This is a genomic window from Streptomyces lacaronensis (genome assembly GCF_047337785.1).
Taxonomy (GTDB): domain Bacteria; phylum Actinomycetota; class Actinomycetes; order Streptomycetales; family Streptomycetaceae; genus Streptomyces; species Streptomyces lycopersici.
Genome location: NZ_JBLHDK010000003.1, coordinates 5,540,758 through 5,561,536, shown reverse-complemented (window position 1 = coordinate 5,561,536; position 20,779 = coordinate 5,540,758). Strand labels below are relative to the sequence as shown.

Below are 20,779 nucleotides of genomic sequence, written 5' to 3'. Positions count from 1 at the left end.
AACGATGAGCGAGGAGGAGCCAATGGCAGAACGCACCTGGGAGCAGGTGGGCCGAATTCGGAAGTGGCTGGACGAGGAGGCCCCGGACGCCACGCCGGCAGACGTGCGGCTGCTGCGCGTATTGAAGGTGGGGGAGGAGTACGGGGAGATCGCGGAGGCTCTACACGGTGCGCTCGGCGCCAACCCCCGGAAGGGCCACTCACACTCCTGGCAGGACGTGGAGAAGGAACTCGTGGACCTCATCGTGACGGGCATGGTCGCCCTGGACACGATCGCGCCTGACGCACGGCAGACGTTCGAGGAGCGTTTGGACGCGCTGGTGGACCGTGTGATCCCCGCGCCGCAAGGCTGAACGCGGGCGCCCGGGCCGGGCCCCGGTCGTCGCTTCCCGTGGAGCGGCGGCCGGGGCCCCTCTCACATGCGCGCACATGCGAGTGGACCCGGCCTCCGGGGGGGAGGGAGGCACGGGCCCACTCGGGGTAGCGGGACCGGCTCCAGGGGTGAGCCCGGGCCCGCTGGTCGGGGGGTGGCGGCCCGGCCCGGAAGGGAGGGAGGGCCGGGCCGCCAGTTTGGGGGAGGGATGGTGGTCTGTCAGGCCGCCGCGGTGGTCTCGTTGGCGGCGGTTTGGTCCCCGAGGCCGAGAACGCGCCGGAGGTCTGCGGTGACGACCCGGAAGGAGCGGCCGGCGCGTACCACGCGGCACGGGAACTCACCAGCTCGGGCCAGGTTGTAGCCGTGGGAGCGGGAGATCCCAAGGGCGCGGGAGGCGGTCTCCACGTCCACCACGGGGGGCAGGTCCAGGAGGTCCCGCACCGTGAGGGACTTCGTCACCTCGGCGACCTCTTGAGTCATTTCCGCTCAACTCCTGCTCATCATTGGGTCGTTTTCGTGGACTGTATGGCATGGGTTGTTACTGCGCAAGACCACCTGTACTTTGAGTCGTCGTGGAGCAATCAGTGGAGTGGCCTGCGAGCGTAAGCCAGACCATCGCCCGGGAAGTGCGGCGGCACCGTACGGAGCGGGGGATAAGCGCCCAACAGCTCGCGGACGAGTGCGCGCGTCTCGGACATCCCGCCCTTCAACGGACGGTGATCTCCAACATTGAGAACGGCCGCCGCCGGGACGTGTCCGTGGCGGACGTCCTGGTTCTGGCGGCGGCCCTCGAGGTAGCGCCGGCGGCGCTCATCTTCCCGGCCGGGTACGTCGCGGAGGTGGAGTACCTACCCGGGCAGTCGGCCGCGCCGCTGGAGGCCACCGACTGGTTCGGCGGCCAGGGAGGGGCGGAGGACTCCGCCCTGGCCCTCGCGCGCCGACACCGGGACCTGGAGCGCCGGGTCCGCGGCGTCTACCGCCGTATCTGGGAGCAGGGCATAGCGGAGCAGCGGTACGGCGTGGAGCTGGAGGACGCGGAGGCGGAGGCCGGCCGGGAGATGGCGCGCGAGCTCACCGACCAGCTCCAGGAGCTCCGGGAGGAGATGACCGCGCGAGGCCTGGAGGTCCCGCCGCTCCCGGGCCTGGACAAACCCAAGGGCACGTAAGGGGAAGGGGTGACATGCCTGCATCACGCCGCGCCGGCGGAATCAGTAAGCGGTGCGAGTGCCGCGGTGAGAACGGGCGGAGGCTAGCGGGGTCGTGCCCGCTACTGGAGAAACGGAACCACGGGAAGTTCCGGGTGATCCAGGAGCTCCCGCCCGGTGAAGACGGCAAGCGCCGGAGGTTCGAGCGCACCGGCTACGCCGAGAGCAAGGAGGCACAGAGGGACCTGGACCGTATTCGGGCGATCCTCGACCTGGCCGGGGATGAGGAGGACCAGCTCGTCCGCGTCGGGGATCTCCTGGCCGCCGTGCAGAAGGAACGCAGCAAGATCCCGGACCCCACGGAGGTGTCCCGGAAGCTCGGCGTCGGCGTCCCGCTGGACGGCAAGATGATCGTTGCGGATTGGCTGGACACCTGGCTCGCCAGCAAGAAGACGCGGGCAACAACGAACCACGGGTACGGCAGCCACATCCGCGTCCACCTCAAACCGCACCTCGGCCACCTCCGGCTGGACCGGATCAACATCGGCCATCTGGAGGACATGTTCGCTGCCATCGACGACCAGAACGAAACCGTCGTGGCGGAGAACGCGGCGCGTCGGGAGCAGGAGGCGCGGTGCACGCTCGGCCGGCCCGGTGCCCCGAAGGCGAAGGACCGGGCGCGGCTGGCGGAGGAGCGGGCCCGCCTGGCGGAGATGCCGCCCTACCGGAAGGTCACGGGGAAGTCGTCACAGCAGGCGATCCGGCGCACGCTGCGCACGGCGCTGAATGCGGCCATTGCCCGGCAGCTCATCACGTTCAACCCGGCCTCCTTCGTAGAGCTGGAGACGGCGGGCCGGCCGAAGCCGATGCTGTGGACGCCGGAGCGGGTGGAGCGGTGGCGGCTCACCAGGGAGAAACCCGGCCCCGTCATGGTCTGGACCCCGGCGCAGTTCGGTGCCTTTCTGGATGAGGCCGAGGGTGAGCGGCTTTACTCCCTCTTCCACGTCATCGGGTTCCGCGGCCTCCGCCGTGGTGAGTCCGTGGGCCAGGGGTGGGAGGACATATCCCTGGATGACGCGCTCCTGACGGTGTCGAAGGAGATCGTCGTGGACGGCTGGACGCCCGTGGAGACGGTCCCCAAGACGGCCGGGTCCGTGGGCACCATCTCCCTGGACAAGGGCACCGTCCAGGTCCTGCGCGAGCACCGGGCACAGCAGCTCCGGGAGCGGCTGGCCGCCGGGCCGAAGTGGGAGGAGACGGGGAAGGTCTGGACGACCGAGGAAGGCGCCTGGCTCCACCCGGACGCGGTGTCCAAGACCTTTCAGCGGATCTGTGACCGGCTGCCGGACCTCCCGCCGATCAACTTGCGGGACCTCCGGCACGTCGCGGCGACGATCCTTCACGCCGGCGGCGCGGACCTCCACACGATCAAAGAGACGCTGCGACACTCCACGATCAAACTGACCTCCGACACGTACACGTCTCTCCTGCGCGAGGTGGACCGGGAGGCGGCGGAGAACGCGGCCCGGATCGTGCCCCGAGCGAAGCGGCGGGCGGCCGAGTGAGACCCTGGTCCTGGTGCTCATGGAGGGCCCGCGTTCGTGCAGGTGGGAGGCGGGTTTCCGCTCCACCGTGCTCCACCGTTGCTCCACCGGACGTCTTGGACCGGGGTGGACTGGAGCGCATGGAATGGACATGACGAAGAGGGCGCGCCCCCAGTGACCTGCACTGGAAAAGACTAGTTGGACTGGATGACACGGCGGGATACCATTCGGATCACGCGGGTCATTAGCTCAAGTGGCAGAGCAGTGGACTTTTAATCCATTGGTTCAGGGTTCGAGCCCCTGATGACCCACTTCGGAAACCGCAGGCGCCATCGGTGACCTGCGGTTTCCTCGTTTCTGAGGGTCCCGCCGCACGGCCTTCCGCGGCCCGGGAGCGGGGAGTTCTCACCCCCGTCGTACAGAAGATCGAGTCTCACTCGACCGGCGCTTGAGCGGATGCCGAGCAGTACTCGACCGCAGAGTCTGAACCTGCTGCGTCTGGTCCGCTGCTCGGAAACGCTTAAGGAGACTCCTCGTGCGACTCGCGACAACGATCCGGGGTTTGATCCCCGTCATGGCGCTGGCGGTATCGGCATGGGCGGTCTCCGCTCCGGCGTCCGCCGAAGGAAAGGGAGGCGGCGGAAAGGAGGGTGAGAAGGCGGCCCCCGTGCCCTGCGGGGACGCGGCGGCGCTGGTCAACGCGGTGAGCGAGGCCAACAGCTCCCCTTCGGGCGGGTCCGTCGTCCTGACCACGGGGTGTGTGTACACGCTGGGCTCCGCGGCGTACACCGGCCCCAACGGCGCTGATGGACTGCCGCTCATCACCCGTGACGTGACCATCAGCGGGACCCTGGCGACCATCAGACGCAGTGCGTCCGCGGCGGACTTCCGGATCGCGGAGATCGCGCCCGGCGGAAGCCTTACGGTCAACGGCGTGACCTTCTCGGACGGCCGGGCGACCTCGGGGGCGGGCACCGACGGCGGCGGCATCCTCGACGGGGGCTCGCTGCGGCTGATCCAGTCCACGGTCACGGGCAACACCGCGAGCAACGTCGGCGGGGGTGTCGAGGTCGCCTCGGGCGGCTCGGCGGTGCTTTCGGGCACGGATGTGACGCACAATTCCGCGGGAGACGGCGGCGGTATTCACATCAATACGTCGGCCACCCTCAGCGTCTCGGGCGGCAACATTTCGGACAATACCGCGGACAGCTCGGGCGGCGGCGTCAGTAACTGGGGAACGACGCTGCTGAGCGCCGTCACGGTCGCGCGGAACAGGACCACCAACTTCGAGGGCGGCGGTATCTCCACCTCGATCGGAGATCTCACGATCAACGGCGGCCGGGTGACCGAGAACACCGCCGGCAGTTTCGGTGGCGGTATCGCCAATATGGGCAGCGCACTGCGCGTACAGTCCACCACGGTGAACGGGAATACCGCCACGCTGAATGGCGGCGGTGTGTTCCAGCACGCGGGCACCACACAAATGACCGGCGATACCGTGACCGGTAATACGGCCAATGGCGGCCAGGGCGGCGGGATCTTCACCGACGGCGGCTCGATCGCGCTCACCGCGACCACGGTCACCGGGAACAACCCGAATCAGTGCGTACCGGCCCTCGCCGGATGCTGAAAAAGGCGTGACAACCGCTGAAACGACCCTGCTGAACGCCGCGGCGCCCCCGGAAGCCGTTCTTCCGGGGGCGCCGCCTGCCTGACCGCCTGCTCGACCGTCAGTGCTTGCAGTCCTTCTTCTTCGCCTTGACCTTGTGCGAGGTCTTGGCCTTGTGCTGCTTCTTCGCCTTGTGCTCGCACTTGTCCTTCTTGTGCGGGTCCTTGGCCTTGTGCGAGTCCTTGGCCTTGTGGTGCTTCTTGGCCTTGTGCTGCTTCTTCGGCGGGTCCGTGTTCACGACGACGACCGGGTCCGGCTCGGCGAGGGTGACGTTCCCGCAGTTGGAACCGAGGTTGGTGTCGCCAGTCGGGGCGGCGGCGCCGGTGACCAGGGTGGTGCCGGTGGCCGTGCCGCAGTCGCTGGCCTGGATGACCGAACCGCTGCTGTTGGCGAAGTTGACGCAGTCCGAGCCGAGGTTGATGTCGCTGGTGGTGGCGGCGCCGCCGAGGTTGCTGGTGGCGCCGGTCGCCGTCTCACAGAGGTTTCGCTGAGCCCCGCTGGACTGCGGGAAGAGGCCATGGGCACTCGCGCTGCCTGCGCCACCGACCACCATTGTGCCCGCGGCCGCCGCGGCCATGAGAGCTGCCTTCTTACCGATCTGCATTGTTCTGGTGCCTCCATATCGGGTTCTCCGCGAATAAATCCGCAGACACCTCTTGAACGATATTTCCAGAGGCCTGGATCCGGGAATACTCGAAGCATCACCCATCCGCCACAGTAAAGGTATATTCAGCCGTCCGTGGAAACGAAAAAATGAACGCGGCCCCGGGGGAAATTTCCCCAAGGCCGTGTTCATGCCGAGCGGATGTGTCCGGAGCTCGGTGGCGGGTTCCGGAATTCGGTGTTTCAGGACCGCTGACGCTTTCCCTGGCCACCGCTCTTGCCGCTCTTCTTGCCGTTCGCGCTCTTCCCCTCAGTTCCGTCCTGGGGGTCGGTGCCTGCGGCATTGACGCAGTTGGTCTCGGTGGTGACGTCGGAGCCGGGGCCGATCGTGATCGGGCCCGTCACAGAGGTGGTGCGGCAGTTGTTGGTCTGCTTCGTGACCCCGCCCGACTCACTGACGTTGACGCAGTTGGTCCCGTTCTTGATTTCGGATCCGGGAGCCAGTGCGACGGTGATCGGACCGACGACGGAGTGGGTACGGCAGCGGTTCTCCTGCGTCGTCACACCCGATTCGGCGGTGTTGACGCAGTCGGTCTGATTGCTGATCTCGGTCGGGCCGGCCACCACGGTGACGGTGCCGATGACGGAACTGGTGGTGCAGCGATTGCTCTGCGTCCCGCCGTTGGCGCCCGCCGAGCGGCTGGGACCGGTTTCGGTGGCGTCGGCTCCGCCCGCACCGCCGATGAGCAGCGCGCCCACGGTCGCCGCTAGAAGCGCCGTCCTTTTGCGCTTGTGCATAAAGAGCCTCCAATCGGGCTTCGGATGCGGCACACTCAGCACCGTCACCGAAAAGCCTTTCTCATGGCAGCGGCCCTGGAAGAGGCTTCCAGGGCCGCGATTCCCAACGGGGGGATGCCTCATGGTGTTACCGCGGGCGGGAACACCATGAAAGGGTCAGCGACTCAGGGGGTGTCGTCGACGGCGATGTTCCCGCACTTGGAGCCGACGTAGGTGTCGCCCGTCGGGGCGGCGGCGCCGGTGACCAGCGTGATGCCGGTGGACGTGTCGCAGTCGTTGCCCTGGTAGACCGAACCGCTGCTGTTGGTGAAGTTGACGCAGTCCGAGCCGAGGTCGATGTCGCCGGTGGCGGCGGTGCCGCCGAGGTTGCTGGTGGCACCGGTGGCCGTGTCACAGTGGTTGCCCTGGTAGGCATAGTCGTCGTTCTGGGCCAGGGCACCGCCCGCGCCACCGATGACCAGAGCGCCGGCGGCCGCGGTCAGAAGAACTGCCTTCTTGCCGATGTTCACTTAAATCCTCCGTCTGGGTTGCTCCGCGAATTCACGGACGCATGACACAACGAAGCTCATCAGTTAAGGCTTCGGGCCGCCAGTCAGCTTCACCCGTCCGGCATAGTGCGGCTCTTCCGGTGCGTGTTATCCGAGAATCCCGCTAAGGGGGACCAACGCGAGCTCCATTTGGCCCAGCGGAATCTGAATCCCCTTTATGAGGAGGGGAGGAGGTTGGCTGCCGGGCCGCGATTGGGGCGGGACGAGGCGGAGGCACGGGGATGGTCCGCGGACGCTCGGCTGCCGGGCAACGGCCGCCCGACGGAGGCGGGTGACGGGGCGGCAGCGCACCGATGGCCATGTGACGGCCGGGAGACGGCCTCGCGCCGACCGACCGGGCCGCCCTGCCCCCGCCCCGGGACTTGTTCGACCGGTCGGACGAGTGATACATCCAGGCTCTACGACGCAGGAGTGAATGAGGCACAGTCACACCGACAGCTTCGCCGAACCGCAGCGCGGCGCGTGTTCACGCCGCTACGCTAAGTGCGCGAAGTGGTCGCCCGGGGGGCGCGGCGAATCAACGCCGGGAGGCGGGAGGAGAGACATGGGGCACTCACGAGGGGAAGGGACCCCTTCCGAGCTGATGGACGGGCTGCTCGCCCGTGCGCAGAACGGCTTCGAGATCGGCGAGGCGGTGCTGGCCCAGGCGCGAAGCGCCCTGATGCACCAGTCCGAGCTGCGGTCCTGTCGGCAGTGCAATGAGCGGTGCGGCCAGCTCGGGTACAGCACCTATCGGCATGTCTTCCTGCTCCCCGACGGCAGCAGCCTGCTGCTGTGGGAACTGGAGCACAACACGGGCGAGGGCGGCCGCCCGCTGTACGAGCTCTACGAGGACGAGGACGCCCTGACGCTGGCCGAGCGCCGCGTCCATGAGCGCCTCGGCGGCGCCCGCTGGGAGGAGCTCGACGGGTTACCGCTGTGGCTCCCGGACCAGCTGCTGCACACGGCCGAGCCGGTGGAGAGCTCCCGTGCGTATGTGGCCGACGATTCGGCCGACCACGCCCGTCGCGTCCTGCGCCGCGCGGAGAACGCCGACCGCCCGGGCGAGGAGACCGAGCGGCTGCTCGCCACCGCGTTCGCCCATGACATCGCCCTCGCGCCCAAGCCCCGGCGCCGCTCCGGCGGTCCCGACGCGACCTGGTGCCGCTTCTATGAGCACGCCTTCCTCCTCGCCGGAGGGGACGAGATCGTGCTGTGGGAGCTGGAGCACAATCTGACCCGTGACGGCCGGCTGGTGTGCGAGGTGTACCTCGACGAGGTCTCGGCGGAACTCGCGGCGGACCGCCACGCCCGCGCGCTGGGCGTCGACCTCTGACGTACGCGGGGCCTCCTGGCGTACGCGGGACCTCCTGGCGTACGCGGGGCCTCTGGCGTACGCAGGACCTCTGACGTACGCGGTATCTGACGCTTCCGTAGCCCGTCCGTAGCCCGCCGACCGGGGTCCTGGCGCGCTCACACCCCCGCATGCGTGGGGTCGACGAGACGCCTCGTGCGGCGCTCGGCACGCGTCCCCACCCGCCCAGCACCCGCTTGGCCGACACCGGCTCGCCTGGCGGCCCGTCAGCCGGAAGCCTGGTGACGGCGGTGACGGCGGTGACGCCGTGACGACCGCGCCGCCGTGCCGCTGTGACGGCGGCTGGGACGCGGACCAGGGAAGCGAGAGAAGCCGGTGCGGGTGCGAGGGAGCAGGGCTCGTACGGGCGCCCGTACGGAGGGCCGTACCGAGGGCCGTACGGAGCGGCGTACGGCCTGGCCCCGGCTGAGCCGCCCGCTCGCCCGCCGACCCGCCACCCGCCTCCGTACGCTCATCGACACCGGCGCCGCGGCCGGTGCCGCCGCCGACGCGTCCGCCGGGTCCGCCGCGGGGCCGGCTCCGGGCGAGGAGAGCGGTAAGGAGCCCCCGGGCCGCCGTATGGCCCGCTGGGTCCCCGCCGTCCTCGTCCTCGGCGGCATCGCCTTCGACCTGGCCGCCCCGCCCGGCTACACCGCCTCGCCCTTCTTCGCCGCCGCCCCCTTGGTCGCCGCGGCGCTCTTACCGCTGCGTCAGACCATCGGCACGGCCGTCGTCGCGGTCCTCGCCACCTGTCTGCTGGCGGAGTTGCACGGCGTGCGGGACCCGACCCAGGCGGCCACCGAGATCATCACGGTGGCGACCGTGACCGTGCTGGCGGTGGTGATCAACCGCGTCGTACGCCGCGGCTACCACCGGCTCGCCTCGGCGCGCGGTATCGCGGAGGCGGCCCAGCGCGCCGTCCTGCCCGCGCCGCCCGCCCGGCTCGCCGGACTGGAGATCGCCGCGCGTTACGTACCGGCGGAGAAGTACGCGGCGATCGGTGGTGACCTGTATGCCGTCCAGGACACCCCGCACGGTGTACGGCTGACCGTCGGGGACGTACGCGGCAAGGGGCTGGGGGCCGTGGAGGTCGTGGCGATCCTCCTGGGCTGCTTCCGGGAGGCGGCGGAGCAGGAGACGACCCTGGAGGCGCTCGTGGGCCGCCTGGAGCGGGCGCTGCAGCGCGAGGGCGCCCGGCGGGCCGACCTGGAGGTGGTCGAGGGGTTTACGACGGCCGTGGTGGCCGAAATTCCGCGCGGCGACTCCACCCTGCGGCTGATCAACCGCGGCCATCCGGCGCCGCTGCTCCTGGAGGAGGGCGGCGCGGTGCGTGCCCTGGAGCCGGAGGCGTCGGCGCTGCCGGTGGGGATGGGGGAGTTGGCGGGTTGGCCGGACCGGGTGATGGAGCTGATGTTCGCGGAGGGCGAGACGCTGCTGCTGTTCACGGACGGGGTGACGGAGGCCCGGGACCGCCATGGCGAGTTCTATGACCCGGAGGAGCGGCTGCGCGGTCGCCGCTTCGACGGTCCGCAGGAGCTGCTGGACGCCTTGGTGGCCGATGTCGAGCGCCATACGGGTGGCGGAACGCCGGACGACATGGCGCTGCTGGCGGTCCGTCGGACCCCGGCTCGCGGCAACGGGCGGGACAGCGCGCGGGACAGTAGGCGGGACAACGGTGAGGGGAACGACAGGGCGAACCCCACGCCGTCGTAGCCGACTGACCAACCAACCAACCGACCAACCAACCGCACCGCGATCGCATCGCATCGCACCACGCCGCACACCGTGCGTAACCGGCCGAGCCCCCTCCGCATAACAATTGACGCACGATCGATCCGTATGCGGTTTTGCCAAGTCTTGCCCAGCACGTCGACTCGCCCCTATCTGTCCCCTCTTGAGTGCTAAGTTCATGCCAAAGGTGCGCGGATTCCTCGGAACAGCTTGGAATCACATCGCGCTCTCTATTAACGTTCGATAACGCAGCGCGGTCGTCACAACCGTCGCAAGGGCGGCACCGTGCGCCGTCGCCGAATCCCGTACGCACAGCGGCAGTACCGCACCACCAGCAGCACCAAGGGAACCGGGGAACCAACAACCTTGGGGTGAATCGGGTCGAACCTGACCCGTAGGAGACCTTCCTGCTCCGAACCCGTCAGCTAACCCGGTAGGCGAGAGGGAAGGAAAGGAGTGCGCCTCCGTGGCGTCCAACAGGTCTGTCCTGGACGAGGCCCCGTATCGAACACGGGGAGGCGGTTTGGGGACCGCCACCGCCTACGGCCCCGGCTTCGACGCCGGCGGCGGGATGAGCTCAGGGGACGGCCGACTCGCCCCCGACGACCCTTACGCGTTCGCCCCCGACGACCGCTATGCGGATGAGGGCGCCTCCGAGGGCCCGGGTGCCGGATTCGAGGCCGAGACCTGGGAGGAGTGGAACCCCACCGAGGAGTCCATCGCTCCCGTACGCGGCCGGCACCGCGTTGCCAAACAGCGAGGCGGGACCATGGCACGCAGCGGCGCCGTCCTCGGGGTCGGCGTGATCGCGGCGGTCGGTGCGGGCGGTATGGCCAGCGCCAAGGACCGTCCCGCGCTCCCCATATCCATGCCGGACCTCGGCCATGTCGCCGATGAGGTGAAGGCCAGCCTGCCCGACGCCAAGGATCTGCCGGGGATCGGCTCCTGGGCGTCGGATGACAGCAGCGGCGCGCAGACCGCCGCCGCCCCGCTCTCCCAGGCCGGTCTGACCAGCGAGGACGAGCAGCGCGGCACCACCGACGCCGGTGAGGCGCTCCGCGCCCGCATCCTCCAGCAGGCCGAGAACCAGCAGAACGCGGCGGACGAGGACAGCCGCACCGCCGCGGCGCAGGCCGCCGCCAAGGAGGCCAGGGCCGCCGCGGACAAGGCCGCCGACCAGGCCGCGGAGGCGGTCGCCAAGCGGAAGGCCAAGGCTGCGGCGGAGAAGAAGGCCGCCGAGCAGCGGGCGAAGGAGGCGGCCGAGAAGAAGGCCGCGGCCGAGCGCCAGGCCAGACTCGCCGCCGCGTACACCCTCCCCGTCGGGTCGTACACCCTGACCGCCAGCTTCGGCCAGGCGGGCGACATGTGGTCGGCCGACCACACCGGCCAGGACTTCGCCGCCCCGACCGGCACCCCGGTCAAGGCGCTGCACGGCGGCACCATCACCCAGGCGGGCTGGGCCGGTTCGTACGGCTACCGCATCGTGCTGACCTTGAGCGACGGCACCGAGCTCTGGTTCTGCCACCTGTCGTCGATGGTGGTCACCTCCGGCAAGGTGTCGACGGGCGACGTCATCGCCCGCGTCGGCGCCACCGGCAATGTGACCGGCCCGCACCTCCACCTCGAGGTCCGGCCGGGCGGCGGCTCGCCGATCGACCCGATGCCCTGGCTGCGCCAGCACGGGCTGAACCCCTGATACCCCGGCGGCCCTGGCGCTCTCTCCCCCCTTGACGCCAGGGCCGCCGGTTTACGTGCCGATGGGGCTTTACGTCCCGATGGTCCATGGGGCTCTACGTGCCGACGGGGCTTTACGCGCCGAGGGGGCTTTACGTCCCGACGGGGCCGCCCCCCCAGGAACGCACGCGGGAACAACAGGCCGGAACAACCCCGTCCAGCCAACCGTTGTAAAGATGTATGGCTGACAACACACAGAAGATCGGTGACCTGTCCGTCTTCCCGCTCTCCCTCGGCGGGAACGTCTTCGGCTGGACCGCGAACGAGGCCGAGTCCTTCCGGGTGCTCGACGCCTACGTGGCGGCGGGCGGCAATTTCATCGACACCGCCGATGTCTACTCCGCCTGGGTACCGGGCAACGAGGGCGGCGAGTCCGAGACCATTCTCGGCAACTGGTTCGCCTCCCGCGGCAACCGCTCCGACATCGTCCTCGCCACCAAGGTGGGCGGCGGCTCCCCGGAGCCACGCGGGCTGACCTCGTCCGCCATCAAATCGGGCGTCGAGGAATCCCTCCAGCGGCTGCGCACCGACTACATCGACCTCTACTACACCCACTACGACGACCCGTCGGTGCCGGTGGAGGAGATCATCACCACCCTGGACGAGCTGGTCAGGGAGGGCAAGGTCCGCGAGATCGCCGCGTCCAACGTCGGCGCGGACCGCCTGGAGGCCCAGCTGACCTTCTCCACCCGGGAGAACCTGGCCCGCTACGTCGCCCTCCAGCCGCACTACAACCTGGTCTCGCGCGACACCTTCGAGGGCGAGCTGTCCGAGGTGGCCGCCCGCCACGACCTGGCGACGATTCCCTACTACTCCCTGGCGTCCGGCTTCCTCACCGGCAAGTACCGTCCGGGCACGGCCGTCGACAGCCCCCGCTCCACGGGCGCGGCCAAGCACCTGGAGACCGAGCGCGGCCAGAAGGTCCTCGCCGCCCTGGACGACGTCGCCGCCAACCACCGCACCGAGCCCGCCACGGTCGCCCTGGCCTGGCTCCTCGCCCAGCCCACAGTCGTGGCCTCCCTGGCCAGCGCCAGCTCCACCGACCAGCTCCCCGCCCTCCTGGCCTCGGTCGACCTCAAGCTGACCCAGCCGGAACTGGACCTGCTGACGTCGGCGTCGGACTGAGCGGAAGACGGGGCGGGACCGGGCCGTAGGACGGCGGGCGGGCGATATTGGAGCCCCGCCCGCCTGAGCCACCCGCACATACGTGACCGCTACGTACGCCCCAGGGCCCTTACGCGCCGACCGTCGAGGGGTGCCGCCGATCGGCAAGGGCCCAGGACGCGAGGGCAACGCCGCCGGCGACGGCGAAGACGGACGGCCAGGCCCCGATCTTCTTCGCCAGCGGATGCGACCCGGCGAACGCGGCGACATACGCCGCACTGAGCGCGGCGGCGGTCCCGTTCCCCGCCTTCTCCCGCCACCCCCGAGCGGCCACCGCCCCGGCAGCGGCCAGCGCAACACCACCCAAGGGCCGCTTCTTGGTCCACCGAGCCACCGAATACCCCCCGACCAACCCACCCGCAGCCACAACCCCCGCCGGCACTCCAGCCATCCCCATACCTCCCACTCCAAGGATCTCCTGGCCCCGACCCTACGCATCAGCCCGCGCAATGACCGCAGTCTGCCTGCCTGGGCTGTTACAGCTCGTCCTCTCCCGCAGTGTGGGGCATTAAGCGTTGTTCTGCCCTGTCTGTGCCTATATGTGAAGATTACGTAGATGCCGAACCGAGATAGTTGAACTCGTCCTCTACACCCGGCGTGTACGTAGAATGGCGCATCGTTAGCGATGGGCCGCCGTTCCCCCACACGGGCCCTACCTGTGGATAAGGAACGGAGTGCATGTCTTCTTCCACTTCCCTTCCTGCCAGTTGGCAGTACGACGTCCCTACCAGCGGAAGTGTGCACCTGCCTCCAGACGCTGGATACGCCAGGGCGTTAACCAACCAGGGGTATAGCTTCGAGGCTGCGGTCGCGGATCTAGTGGACAACTCGATCGACGCTGCCGCCGACGCCATCGTCGTGCACTTCCTCCGCGCACACGACCGCATTGTGTCGTTGCTGGTCCTCGACAATGGCCGCGGGATGGACGACGCAGGCCTGGACAGTGCCATGACGGTCGGGCGCCGCCGCGACTACGGGGGGCAAGCTCTCGGCATGTACGGCACCGGCCTGAAAGCCGCCTCGCTGTCACAGGCCCGCTCGCTCACCGTCATTAGCCGCACCAAACGCACCCGAGCGGTCGGCCGCAAGCTCACAGTGGAAGGTATCGAGGACGGCTTCCGCTGCGACACGGTCGAGCCAGCGTTCGCGCAACAGCAGATCGACGTATATGACGGTCTGATCGAGTGGCACGGAACGATCGTGCGCTGGGATCGGGTGCGTGCCTTTCAGACCGTGGCGCCTGGGCAGAGCGAGCAGTTCCTGTCCAAGGCCATTTCCCGGCTAGAGACGCATCTTGGGCTGTATCTGCATCGCTTCCTCGGCCGCGGACTCAACCTGGATATCGCCGTATGGGACGTGGCCACCGGAGAGGAAACGGACCACATCAGTGTGGACGCGCTTGACCCTTTCGGCTATAAGGTGCCTGGAAAGGCTGGCTACCCGAAGAAGTTCTTGGCACATGTCGAAGGCGTTGGCCCGATGGACCTGGAGGCACATATCTGGCCCGCCAAGTCGAATCTGGCGGGGTTCCGGCAGATCGGCACTGTAAGCGACAGGCAGGGCTTCTATTTCTACCGTAACGACCGGTTGGTGCAGGCAGGTGGTTGGAGCAACTTCCGGGGCCCTGAAGGGCATATGGTCCTTGCCCGTATAGCAGTGGATCTTCCTGTGGAAGAGAACGACGTTTTCAGCCTCACGGTGAAGAAGGACGGCGTCGAGGTGACGCCAGCGTTCACCAGTGGGGTGGATGAAGCTGTTGACGCAGTTGGCGATACCTTTCGGACGTATCTCGCTGACGCTCAGGCTGCGTACCGGGAGGGGATGTCACGTTCGGTTATCGAAAGGCCGGCAGTCATCGAACCCGGCAAGGGTTTTGATCCCAAGGTCAAGCGGGCCGTGCGTGAAGAATTGCCGCTCAAGTGTGCTGAGGACCCCATCCGCGTCGAGTGGACGGCTCTCCCCGAAGAGCAGTTCTTCCAGCTAGACCGCGAAAATCACGCCCTCCTGCTCAACAAGGAGTTCCGGGAAGACTTCAACGACGGGCGGAGGGGCGGCGCGAACGACGCTCCTGTCACTAAGACACTGCTGTACCTACTGCTCCAGGATTGCTTCGGTCTCGGCCGCTGGGAGAAGAAGCGAGCAGATCGCATCGAGTACTGGAACAGCATTCTACTCGCCGCCGTCCACGCTCAGCGTGAGCGCCGCAACCGGCCTAGCTCCTGATGCGTTGTCCTTTTTGACCAGAGGAAACTGACGTGACCGACGCCATTCTGCTGATCCACACCGAAGTCCTGAACGGCATGAGCGCCAGTCCCCGTCACTTCCAGAAGTGGGCTGAAGTCGCTGCCGAAGAGGACTTCCCCGACGCTGACCTCAGTGAGGAGACCTTCCGTGTACGTCTCGCCGAGGAAGCGCCTCATGGCGGGGCGCTCGTTGCTCTGTGGTCCCGGGCGCTGACAGTCTGGGACTTCGCGGAGGAGCCGCGCTGGTCGCCGGATACAGCGCCCCGTACCGATGATCGCCGCGCCGCGGTTTACGATCGGCTCCGTTTTGATGCCGACCTGCGCAAAGTACTCGATGCGATAGTGCCGGTTGCTCATGTGCCGGGTGCTGCCGTTATTGCGAACGAACACATCCCTTGGTACACGTCAGAACGAGCCGCGGCACGCTCCTTCTATTGGCAGGCCTATGAGCACAAGCTCCGGGAGAAGGGGTGGCCCGAACCGTCAATCGCCAGTCTCGACCAGGCTAGTCGGGCAGTGGTCGAGCGCCTCGTCGATCCTGAGCAGAGTGAGTTTCGTCAAGCCAAGGGCCTCGTCGTGGGCTATGTGCAGTCCGGTAAGACGGCTAATTTCACGGGCGTTATAGCAAAGGCGATTGACGCGGGCTATCGTCTCGTCATCGTCCTTGGCGGCACTCTCAACCTGCTGAGAGCCCAAACGCAGCGTCGGCTTGATATGGAGCTGATCGGCCAAGAGAATATCCTGCGCGGAGCCGACCTCAGCGATATGGACTCCCTTGTCGGCATTGACTATGTGGGCGATGACGCCGACTGGCCACAGTTTGTACGGCACGGAGGTCGCCCCTCTGCACAGCGTGCATTCGACATCGAGCGTCTCACCACGCGCGACAAGGATTACAAGAGCCTTGATCGGGGCATTCGCACCCTGGAGTTCGAAAAGCGGGAGCCGACGCTCCCGCTGTATGATCCCGCCAATTTGCACTATGCGGCGGCGCGTGTAATGGTTGTCAAGAAGAATAAGAGCGTTCTGACGAAACTGGTCAAGGACCTGAAGCAGGTACACGGGATTCTTGGTGAGCTTCCTGCTCTGATCATCGACGACGAGTCCGATCAGGCCTCTGTCAACACCTCCAACCCCGAGAAATGGCAGAGGGGGGCCATCGAGCGCACAGCCATAAACGGCCTCATCTCGCAGCTACTGCGTCTTCTGCCGCGTGGTCAGTACGTCGGATACACAGCGACACCGTTCGCGAACGTCTTCGTCGACCCGGGAGATGCTCGTGACATCTTCCCCAGCGATTTCCTGATCTCTCTTCCCCGCCCCGAGGGCTACATGGGGGTCCAGGACTTCCATGACTTCGACTCAATGGTGAAGGGGCCTGAGCGCACAGTCGCAAACTCTCAGGAGAAGGCCTACGTCCGAGGTATCTGCGGCGACGGAGGCGACCGACTCCGAGAGGCCATGGACAGTTTCGTCCTCACCGGTGCACTCAAGCTCTTCCGCGCCGACCACGGCGTACCCGATGGGCCGTTCCGCCACCACACCATGCTCATCCATGAGTCCGTGCGGACACGAGACCACGCCGTACTGGCCGATCAAATCAACGCGATGTGGCACCAGGCCGGGTATACATCTTCAGAAGGGCATGGTCGTCTGGCGGCGCTGTGGGAGTCCGACTTCGCAGCGGTGTCCTCGGCGCGTGCGGCAGATCTCCCGAACCCGGCCTCGTACGACGAGTTGAGGTCGTATGTAAGCCGCGCCCGCCAGCTCATCGGGGCCGGAGGCAACGCAGTCGTGATCGTTAACGGCGACTCGGACCGGTACTTCGAGCAGCTCGATCTCGACTTTGATCGTACCCCCCACGTCTGGAAGATCCTCGTGGGCGGTACCAAGCTGTCCCGAGGCTTCACAGTGGAGGGCCTCACCGTCACCTACTACCGCCGTACCGCTCGCCAAGCAGACACACTCATGCAGATGGGCCGCTGGTTTGGGTTCCGGCCGGGATACCGCGACCTAGTGCGTCTGTACATTGGCCGCGAGGAGCAGCTGACCAAGACATCTACCGTTGATCTATACGAAGCCTTCGAAGCCATCTGTCGCGATGAGGAGCTGTTCCGTCAACAGTTGACCCAGTACGCCCAACTAGTCGACGGCAAGCCTCAGGTCACACCAGCTCAGGTACCACCGTTGGTCGCGCAACACCTGCCGTGGGTCAAGCCATCGGCTCGCAATAAGATGTTCAACGCCGAACTCGTAGAGGTACGTTCGCCCGGCAAGCCCATCGAGCCAGCGGCCTATCCGACGGATCCCGGTGCCCTGCGCCGCAACACTGAGCGCTGGAGTCCCCTTCTCCAGACCATTCCCGCGCAGTCGGTTCACCTCACCGACCGATCTGTGGGGGGTAACGGCTCAGACTGGAGTTTTCAAGTCCGTACCGTGAGGGTTGGTCATGCTGAGCTCCTTGCGGTGTTGAGTGGACTTGAGTGGGAACGCGAAGGAATCTTCCGGCCGCACCTGAGCTACTTGGCTCAGCTCGACGGTCGTCTGGCTACGGTTGATGAGTGGCTGGTGATTGCTCCGCAGCTCACCCAGGACAATCGGGTGGAGGCATCGGTCTCGGACTCGGCTCCGCTCTCGCTGGTCCGCCGCAGAAGGCAAGAGGGCAAGCCATCGTTCAGCCGCATCTCGAGCGTGGAGCACCTGCGGGCGGCTCTTCACCTCATTGAAGCTGCTGCTGATGCCCCCGCGAACTCACTGGTAGGGCCGCGAACCGGTGTGGCACTGCTGTATCCGGTCGTCGACGGCAAGAATGAGGCAGACGTGAGGGCTGCTGTTCAACTCGGCAAGGCTGACCCATCAAAAGTAGTCATGGCATTTACCCTGGTCCCGCCCAAGTCAGCGATCGACTCCACACGCCGTCTTGTCCGCTTCCAAGCAAAGGACTCGCGGCACGCTGACGACGCGATTATCCCGACGCCCAGGGTGCCCTAATTCTGAGGCGACCCTCGTCTGGGCGCGCGGATCAGGCTAGCTGGCCGCGTTGTACGGCTAGGAGGAACCGCGCCCAGGCTTCGTTGGGGATCCGGATCACTTGGCCACCTGGAACCTTGGAATCCCGTACGCCAGTCTGTTCGCCGTATAGGAAGGCCACTTCGAGGCATTCGGTGTTGCCGGCACCGCTGTAGGAGGACTTGAACCACCCACCGTCTCTGTCGGATATGCAGGGCTCGCGCATCAGATCTCCTCACGGACGCGTTCGATGAGGGCGGAGGACGAGGCCATGTCCAGCGCCTGAGCGCGAAGGTAGTCGAACGCGACCCGGTAGCGCTCCAGTTCCTCGTCCTTCTCCATGAAGAGCGAGCCGACGTGGATGTCGACGTACACGACGTCCAGCGAGGGCTCGGCACCCCCGAGGATCACGAAGCTCCCCATGGCCGCTGAGTGGGCGCCCTTGGCGAATGGCAGCACCTGAAGCGTGATGTCAGGTGACTCGTTGGCGCGCAACAAGTGACTCAGTTGGCCGCGCATCACCTCACGCGAACCGACCACGCGCCGGACCACCGACTCGTCGAGGATGGCCCACAGGTGTGGTGGCTTCGGTCGGCTCAGAATCTCCTGCCGCTTCATCCGGAGGTCGACCAGGCGCGCGATCTCCTCCGCGGACAGCCTCATCTCCGACGCGTGCTGCACCGCTTCCGTATAGCCGCGAGTCTGTAGCAGTCCCGGCACATACAGACAGGCGAAGTGATCCTCTCGAACGGCCTCGTCCTCCAACGTGAAGAGCAGATTCATGCTCTCCGGCAGGGAATCCGCGAAGGAGGTCCACCACCCCTGACGCTTGGCGTCCTTGGCAAGGCCGACCACGGCCTTCCGCTCCGCCTCGCTCGCTCCGTATTCATGGCACAGCGCATCCACGATGGGCCACTTCACGGGCCCTTCCTGCGTCTCGTACCGGCTGACGGTCGCCTTCGAAACCCCGACGAGGCGACCTGCCTCCTCCAGCGTCATTCCCTTACGGGCTCGGAGCTTGCGCATCATGACGCCGAGCTGGCGCCGACGAGTAGTGGCCCGCACTGGCATGACGACTACCTCTTCCTTCTGAGCCGACCTGTGACGGAGATCAGCGACAACAAGGCTATGGGCGCCTGAAGTTGGCAGACCACCAGATTCACTCTTCCGAGATTCTGTGAGAAGTTACATGGCGAGACTTCTCGGTGTCATACTCGCACCAGCGAGGCTACGCAGCGCAGTCGTACGGACGCGGCTGGGTGCAGCGCTGACGTAGCGCCCAAGGAGTGTGGCCATGTACCGCTTCTCAGTCACCGAACCCCACCCCCGCCGCTGCATCCTCCCTTTCGCCGCCGAGCCACCCCAACTGGCCGACCTTCGCCGAGCCGTCAAAGCCGAGCTCGTCGGCTGGGGGATGTCGGCGCTCACGGAAGAGGCCCAGCTGATCGCCACCGAACTGGCAGCGAATGTGATCAAACACGTCGGCCAGGGAACCGCGGCCACGCTCGTCCTCGACGCGGGCACTGATCAGCTACGTCTGGAACTGCACGACAACAGCCACAAGGAACCCCAGAGTCTCCACCCCACATGCGAGGAAGAGTCCGGCCGCGGCTTGCAACTCCTCGCCGCCCTGTCAGCCGCCTGGGGCACGACCCGCACGGTGGCCGGCAAGGCGGTCTGGTGCGAGCTGCCCCTGGCTCCGGACGAATCCCGCCGCCGCATCCAACGTGCGACGAAAGTGATGGAGACTTACGGCCATGCGTCCGGCAGGCCGACCACGCGACTCACTCACCGTCCCGTCCTGGAAGAGTCGGCAACCAGTCTGGTCCTGGACCTACTGCACTGGCTCACCGCACACGGCCTCGACGCCGACGACATCCTCGACCGCGCCCAGACCCGTCATGAGACTGCATGGAGCAACACACAGAGGTGCGGCTGAGCGCGACGTTCCACGATCCAAAGATGGGCGGCGACGACATTCCGTGACCGGTCTAGCGGGCTCCCGGGCTGACCACCCGTGACGCGAGGGCTTGCCTGTGCCGGCGTATCAGTCGGCGGCGGCTCGAAGCATTGCGCCGGCATCGTCAGCCATGCCGTACTCATAGAGTTCTAGGGCCGCGCGGATGACTAGCTTCTCCGGTTTGTCGCGTCCGTAGATCTGTATCAGCGTGTCCGCGAGTTCATCGTGCCGCTTCTGCCGGAGCAGGGCGAGGGATGCGGCACTCTCAGGAGGGGACAGGACCTCGGCGGACTCCAGCACCATGGCAAGCGCCGCCTCAACGTCACCCCGTTCTTTCAGCATCTCGGCCATGGCGGCGATCTGCGTGGCGGCAGCCACTCCGCTTGCTCTCTGCTGCCGGTCCCCCTGCGAGGAGGGGACCGGCAGGTGCGCCACTCGCTCCTGGGCGGCAATGAGCCGTCTCTCTAAGCCGGCCTTCGTCCGGCGGAGTTCCCGGACCTCATGCTGCAAACCATGGTTCGTGCGGCGAAGCTCCGGACATGTCTTGCAGCGCCACGACTCCGCGGCTGCACGCGCGGCAAGAGCCTCCTCGCGGGTGATGCCGACTGCTTCCTCGCTTCCTGCCTGTTCAACGGCAGCGGCGTGGAGGTGGGTGATGAAACCTTCCGGCGGTAGGCGGTCTCCATTGACATAACGGGAGATTACGCCCGGATTTGTTTTGAATCCACGGTGCTCAAGATGCCTGGCGCACGCCGCCAGCGTCGGCTGACCCAAGTGCTCGTACAAGGTTCGCAGGAGCTCGGCAAGCCTGCGCCTCCCCGGTGGCAGCTCGTCGCTGATCTTGGAACCAACTCGCTTCCTGGCCATTCGGTAACGGCACCTCTTCTCTCGCCGGTCCACCTGATTCATTGTGCAGCACTGGAGTT

General features: G+C 67.0%; 19 protein-coding genes, 1 tRNA gene and 1 riboswitch. Of the genes, 12 read left to right on the top strand and 8 right to left on the bottom strand.

Going from position 1 to position 20,779, the window contains the following annotated elements; translation table 11 throughout:
• Nucleotides 1-22 precede the first annotated feature (22 nt).
• Complete coding sequence (locus ACMTAK_RS23855; RefSeq protein WP_413808082.1) at nucleotides 23-352, top strand: MazG-like family protein; 330 nt, start codon at nucleotides 23-25, stop codon at nucleotides 350-352.
• Nucleotides 353-591: 239 nt separating this feature from the next.
• Here the strand turns inward: ACMTAK_RS23855 and ACMTAK_RS23850 are convergent, their stop codons facing one another.
• On the bottom strand, nucleotides 592-852 hold the full coding sequence (locus ACMTAK_RS23850; protein ID WP_413808081.1) for a helix-turn-helix transcriptional regulator: 261 nt from the start codon (nucleotides 850-852) through the stop codon (nucleotides 592-594).
• A gap of 92 nt (nucleotides 853-944) precedes the next feature.
• Between ACMTAK_RS23850 and ACMTAK_RS23845 the strand changes: the two genes are divergently transcribed.
• The 4 genes from ACMTAK_RS23845 to ACMTAK_RS23830 all read left to right on the top strand — a co-directional run bounded on the left by ACMTAK_RS23845 (nucleotide 945) and on the right by ACMTAK_RS23830 (nucleotide 4,691).
• Nucleotides 945-1,538, top strand: coding sequence for a helix-turn-helix domain-containing protein (locus ACMTAK_RS23845; protein ID WP_413808080.1), 594 nt, complete (start codon nucleotides 945-947; stop codon nucleotides 1,536-1,538).
• 14 nt (nucleotides 1,539-1,552) lie between these two features.
• A complete protein-coding gene (locus ACMTAK_RS23840; RefSeq protein WP_461773817.1) occupies nucleotides 1,553-3,082 on the top strand; it encodes a tyrosine-type recombinase/integrase in 1,530 nt (509 codons plus the stop codon).
• Nucleotides 3,083-3,299: 217 nt separating this feature from the next.
• Nucleotides 3,300-3,372, top strand: a tRNA-Lys gene (locus ACMTAK_RS23835).
• A 224-nt stretch (nucleotides 3,373-3,596) separates the two neighbouring features.
• A complete protein-coding gene (locus ACMTAK_RS23830; protein ID WP_413808078.1) occupies nucleotides 3,597-4,691 on the top strand; it encodes a right-handed parallel beta-helix repeat-containing protein in 1,095 nt (364 codons plus the stop codon).
• A gap of 100 nt (nucleotides 4,692-4,791) precedes the next feature.
• Here the strand turns inward: ACMTAK_RS23830 and ACMTAK_RS23825 are convergent, their stop codons facing one another.
• From ACMTAK_RS23825 to ACMTAK_RS23815, 3 genes are all read right to left on the bottom strand, one after another.
• Complete coding sequence (locus tag ACMTAK_RS23825) at nucleotides 4,792-5,334, bottom strand: hypothetical protein (protein ID WP_413808077.1); 543 nt, start codon at nucleotides 5,332-5,334, stop codon at nucleotides 4,792-4,794.
• A gap of 242 nt (nucleotides 5,335-5,576) precedes the next feature.
• Nucleotides 5,577-6,131, bottom strand: a complete 555-nt coding sequence (locus ACMTAK_RS23820) for a hypothetical protein (protein WP_413808076.1) — start codon at nucleotides 6,129-6,131, stop codon at nucleotides 5,577-5,579.
• 164 nt (nucleotides 6,132-6,295) lie between these two features.
• The gene (locus ACMTAK_RS23815; protein WP_413808075.1) at nucleotides 6,296-6,640 is read right to left on the bottom strand and encodes a hypothetical protein; all 345 of its coding nucleotides are present in this window, start codon (nucleotides 6,638-6,640) and stop codon (nucleotides 6,296-6,298) included.
• Between the two features lie 583 nt (nucleotides 6,641-7,223).
• On the opposite strand from ACMTAK_RS23815, the gene ACMTAK_RS23810 reads away from it, so the two are divergent.
• From ACMTAK_RS23810 to ACMTAK_RS23795, 4 genes are all read left to right on the top strand, one after another.
• Nucleotides 7,224-7,994, top strand: a complete 771-nt coding sequence (locus tag ACMTAK_RS23810; protein WP_413808074.1) for a DUF6227 family protein — start codon at nucleotides 7,224-7,226, stop codon at nucleotides 7,992-7,994.
• Between the two features lie 360 nt (nucleotides 7,995-8,354).
• The gene (locus ACMTAK_RS23805; RefSeq protein ID WP_413808073.1) at nucleotides 8,355-9,725 is read left to right on the top strand and encodes a PP2C family protein-serine/threonine phosphatase; all 1,371 of its coding nucleotides are present in this window, start codon (nucleotides 8,355-8,357) and stop codon (nucleotides 9,723-9,725) included.
• Between the two features lie 337 nt (nucleotides 9,726-10,062).
• Nucleotides 10,063-10,198: riboswitch (cyclic di-AMP (ydaO/yuaA leader) on the top strand.
• 11 nt (nucleotides 10,199-10,209) lie between these two features.
• Nucleotides 10,210-11,439 (top strand): M23 family metallopeptidase, encoded by a 1,230-nt coding sequence (locus ACMTAK_RS23800; protein WP_413808072.1) that lies wholly within the window; start codon nucleotides 10,210-10,212, stop codon nucleotides 11,437-11,439.
• Between the two features lie 218 nt (nucleotides 11,440-11,657).
• Nucleotides 11,658-12,602 (top strand): aldo/keto reductase, encoded by a 945-nt coding sequence (locus tag ACMTAK_RS23795; protein ID WP_413808071.1) that lies wholly within the window; start codon nucleotides 11,658-11,660, stop codon nucleotides 12,600-12,602.
• Between the two features lie 109 nt (nucleotides 12,603-12,711).
• Here ACMTAK_RS23795 and ACMTAK_RS23790 read toward each other — a convergent pair whose 3' ends face one another.
• The gene (locus tag ACMTAK_RS23790) at nucleotides 12,712-13,032 is read right to left on the bottom strand and encodes a hypothetical protein (protein ID WP_413808070.1); all 321 of its coding nucleotides are present in this window, start codon (nucleotides 13,030-13,032) and stop codon (nucleotides 12,712-12,714) included.
• Between the two features lie 287 nt (nucleotides 13,033-13,319).
• Here ACMTAK_RS23790 and ACMTAK_RS23785 point away from each other — a divergent pair, with 287 nt between their 5' ends.
• Both ACMTAK_RS23785 and ACMTAK_RS23780 read left to right on the top strand, forming a co-directional pair.
• Nucleotides 13,320-14,864, top strand: coding sequence for an ATP-binding protein (locus ACMTAK_RS23785; protein ID WP_413808069.1), 1,545 nt, complete (start codon nucleotides 13,320-13,322; stop codon nucleotides 14,862-14,864).
• A gap of 32 nt (nucleotides 14,865-14,896) precedes the next feature.
• Nucleotides 14,897-17,875 (top strand): Z1 domain-containing protein, encoded by a 2,979-nt coding sequence (locus ACMTAK_RS23780; RefSeq protein ID WP_413808068.1) that lies wholly within the window; start codon nucleotides 14,897-14,899, stop codon nucleotides 17,873-17,875.
• A gap of 31 nt (nucleotides 17,876-17,906) precedes the next feature.
• On the opposite strand, the gene ACMTAK_RS23775 is transcribed toward ACMTAK_RS23780, so the two are convergent.
• Entirely contained in the window at nucleotides 17,907-18,119 is a 213-nt protein-coding gene (locus tag ACMTAK_RS23775) for a DUF397 domain-containing protein (RefSeq protein ID WP_413808067.1), read from the bottom strand.
• Nucleotides 18,119-18,964, bottom strand: a complete 846-nt coding sequence (locus ACMTAK_RS23770; protein WP_413808066.1) for a helix-turn-helix domain-containing protein — start codon at nucleotides 18,962-18,964, stop codon at nucleotides 18,119-18,121. The genes ACMTAK_RS23775 and ACMTAK_RS23770 overlap by 1 nt, the downstream gene beginning before the upstream one ends.
• 223 nt (nucleotides 18,965-19,187) lie before the next feature.
• Here ACMTAK_RS23770 and ACMTAK_RS23765 point away from each other — a divergent pair, with 223 nt between their 5' ends.
• A complete protein-coding gene (locus ACMTAK_RS23765) occupies nucleotides 19,188-19,832 on the top strand; it encodes an ATP-binding protein (RefSeq protein ID WP_413808065.1) in 645 nt (214 codons plus the stop codon).
• Nucleotides 19,833-19,940: 108 nt separating this feature from the next.
• Here ACMTAK_RS23765 and ACMTAK_RS23760 read toward each other — a convergent pair whose 3' ends face one another.
• Nucleotides 19,941-20,720 carry a hypothetical protein gene (locus ACMTAK_RS23760; RefSeq protein WP_413808064.1) on the bottom strand — a complete coding sequence of 260 codons (780 nt, stop codon included), beginning with the start codon at nucleotides 20,718-20,720 and terminating at the stop codon, nucleotides 19,941-19,943.
• Nucleotides 20,721-20,779: the final 59 nt, after the last annotated feature.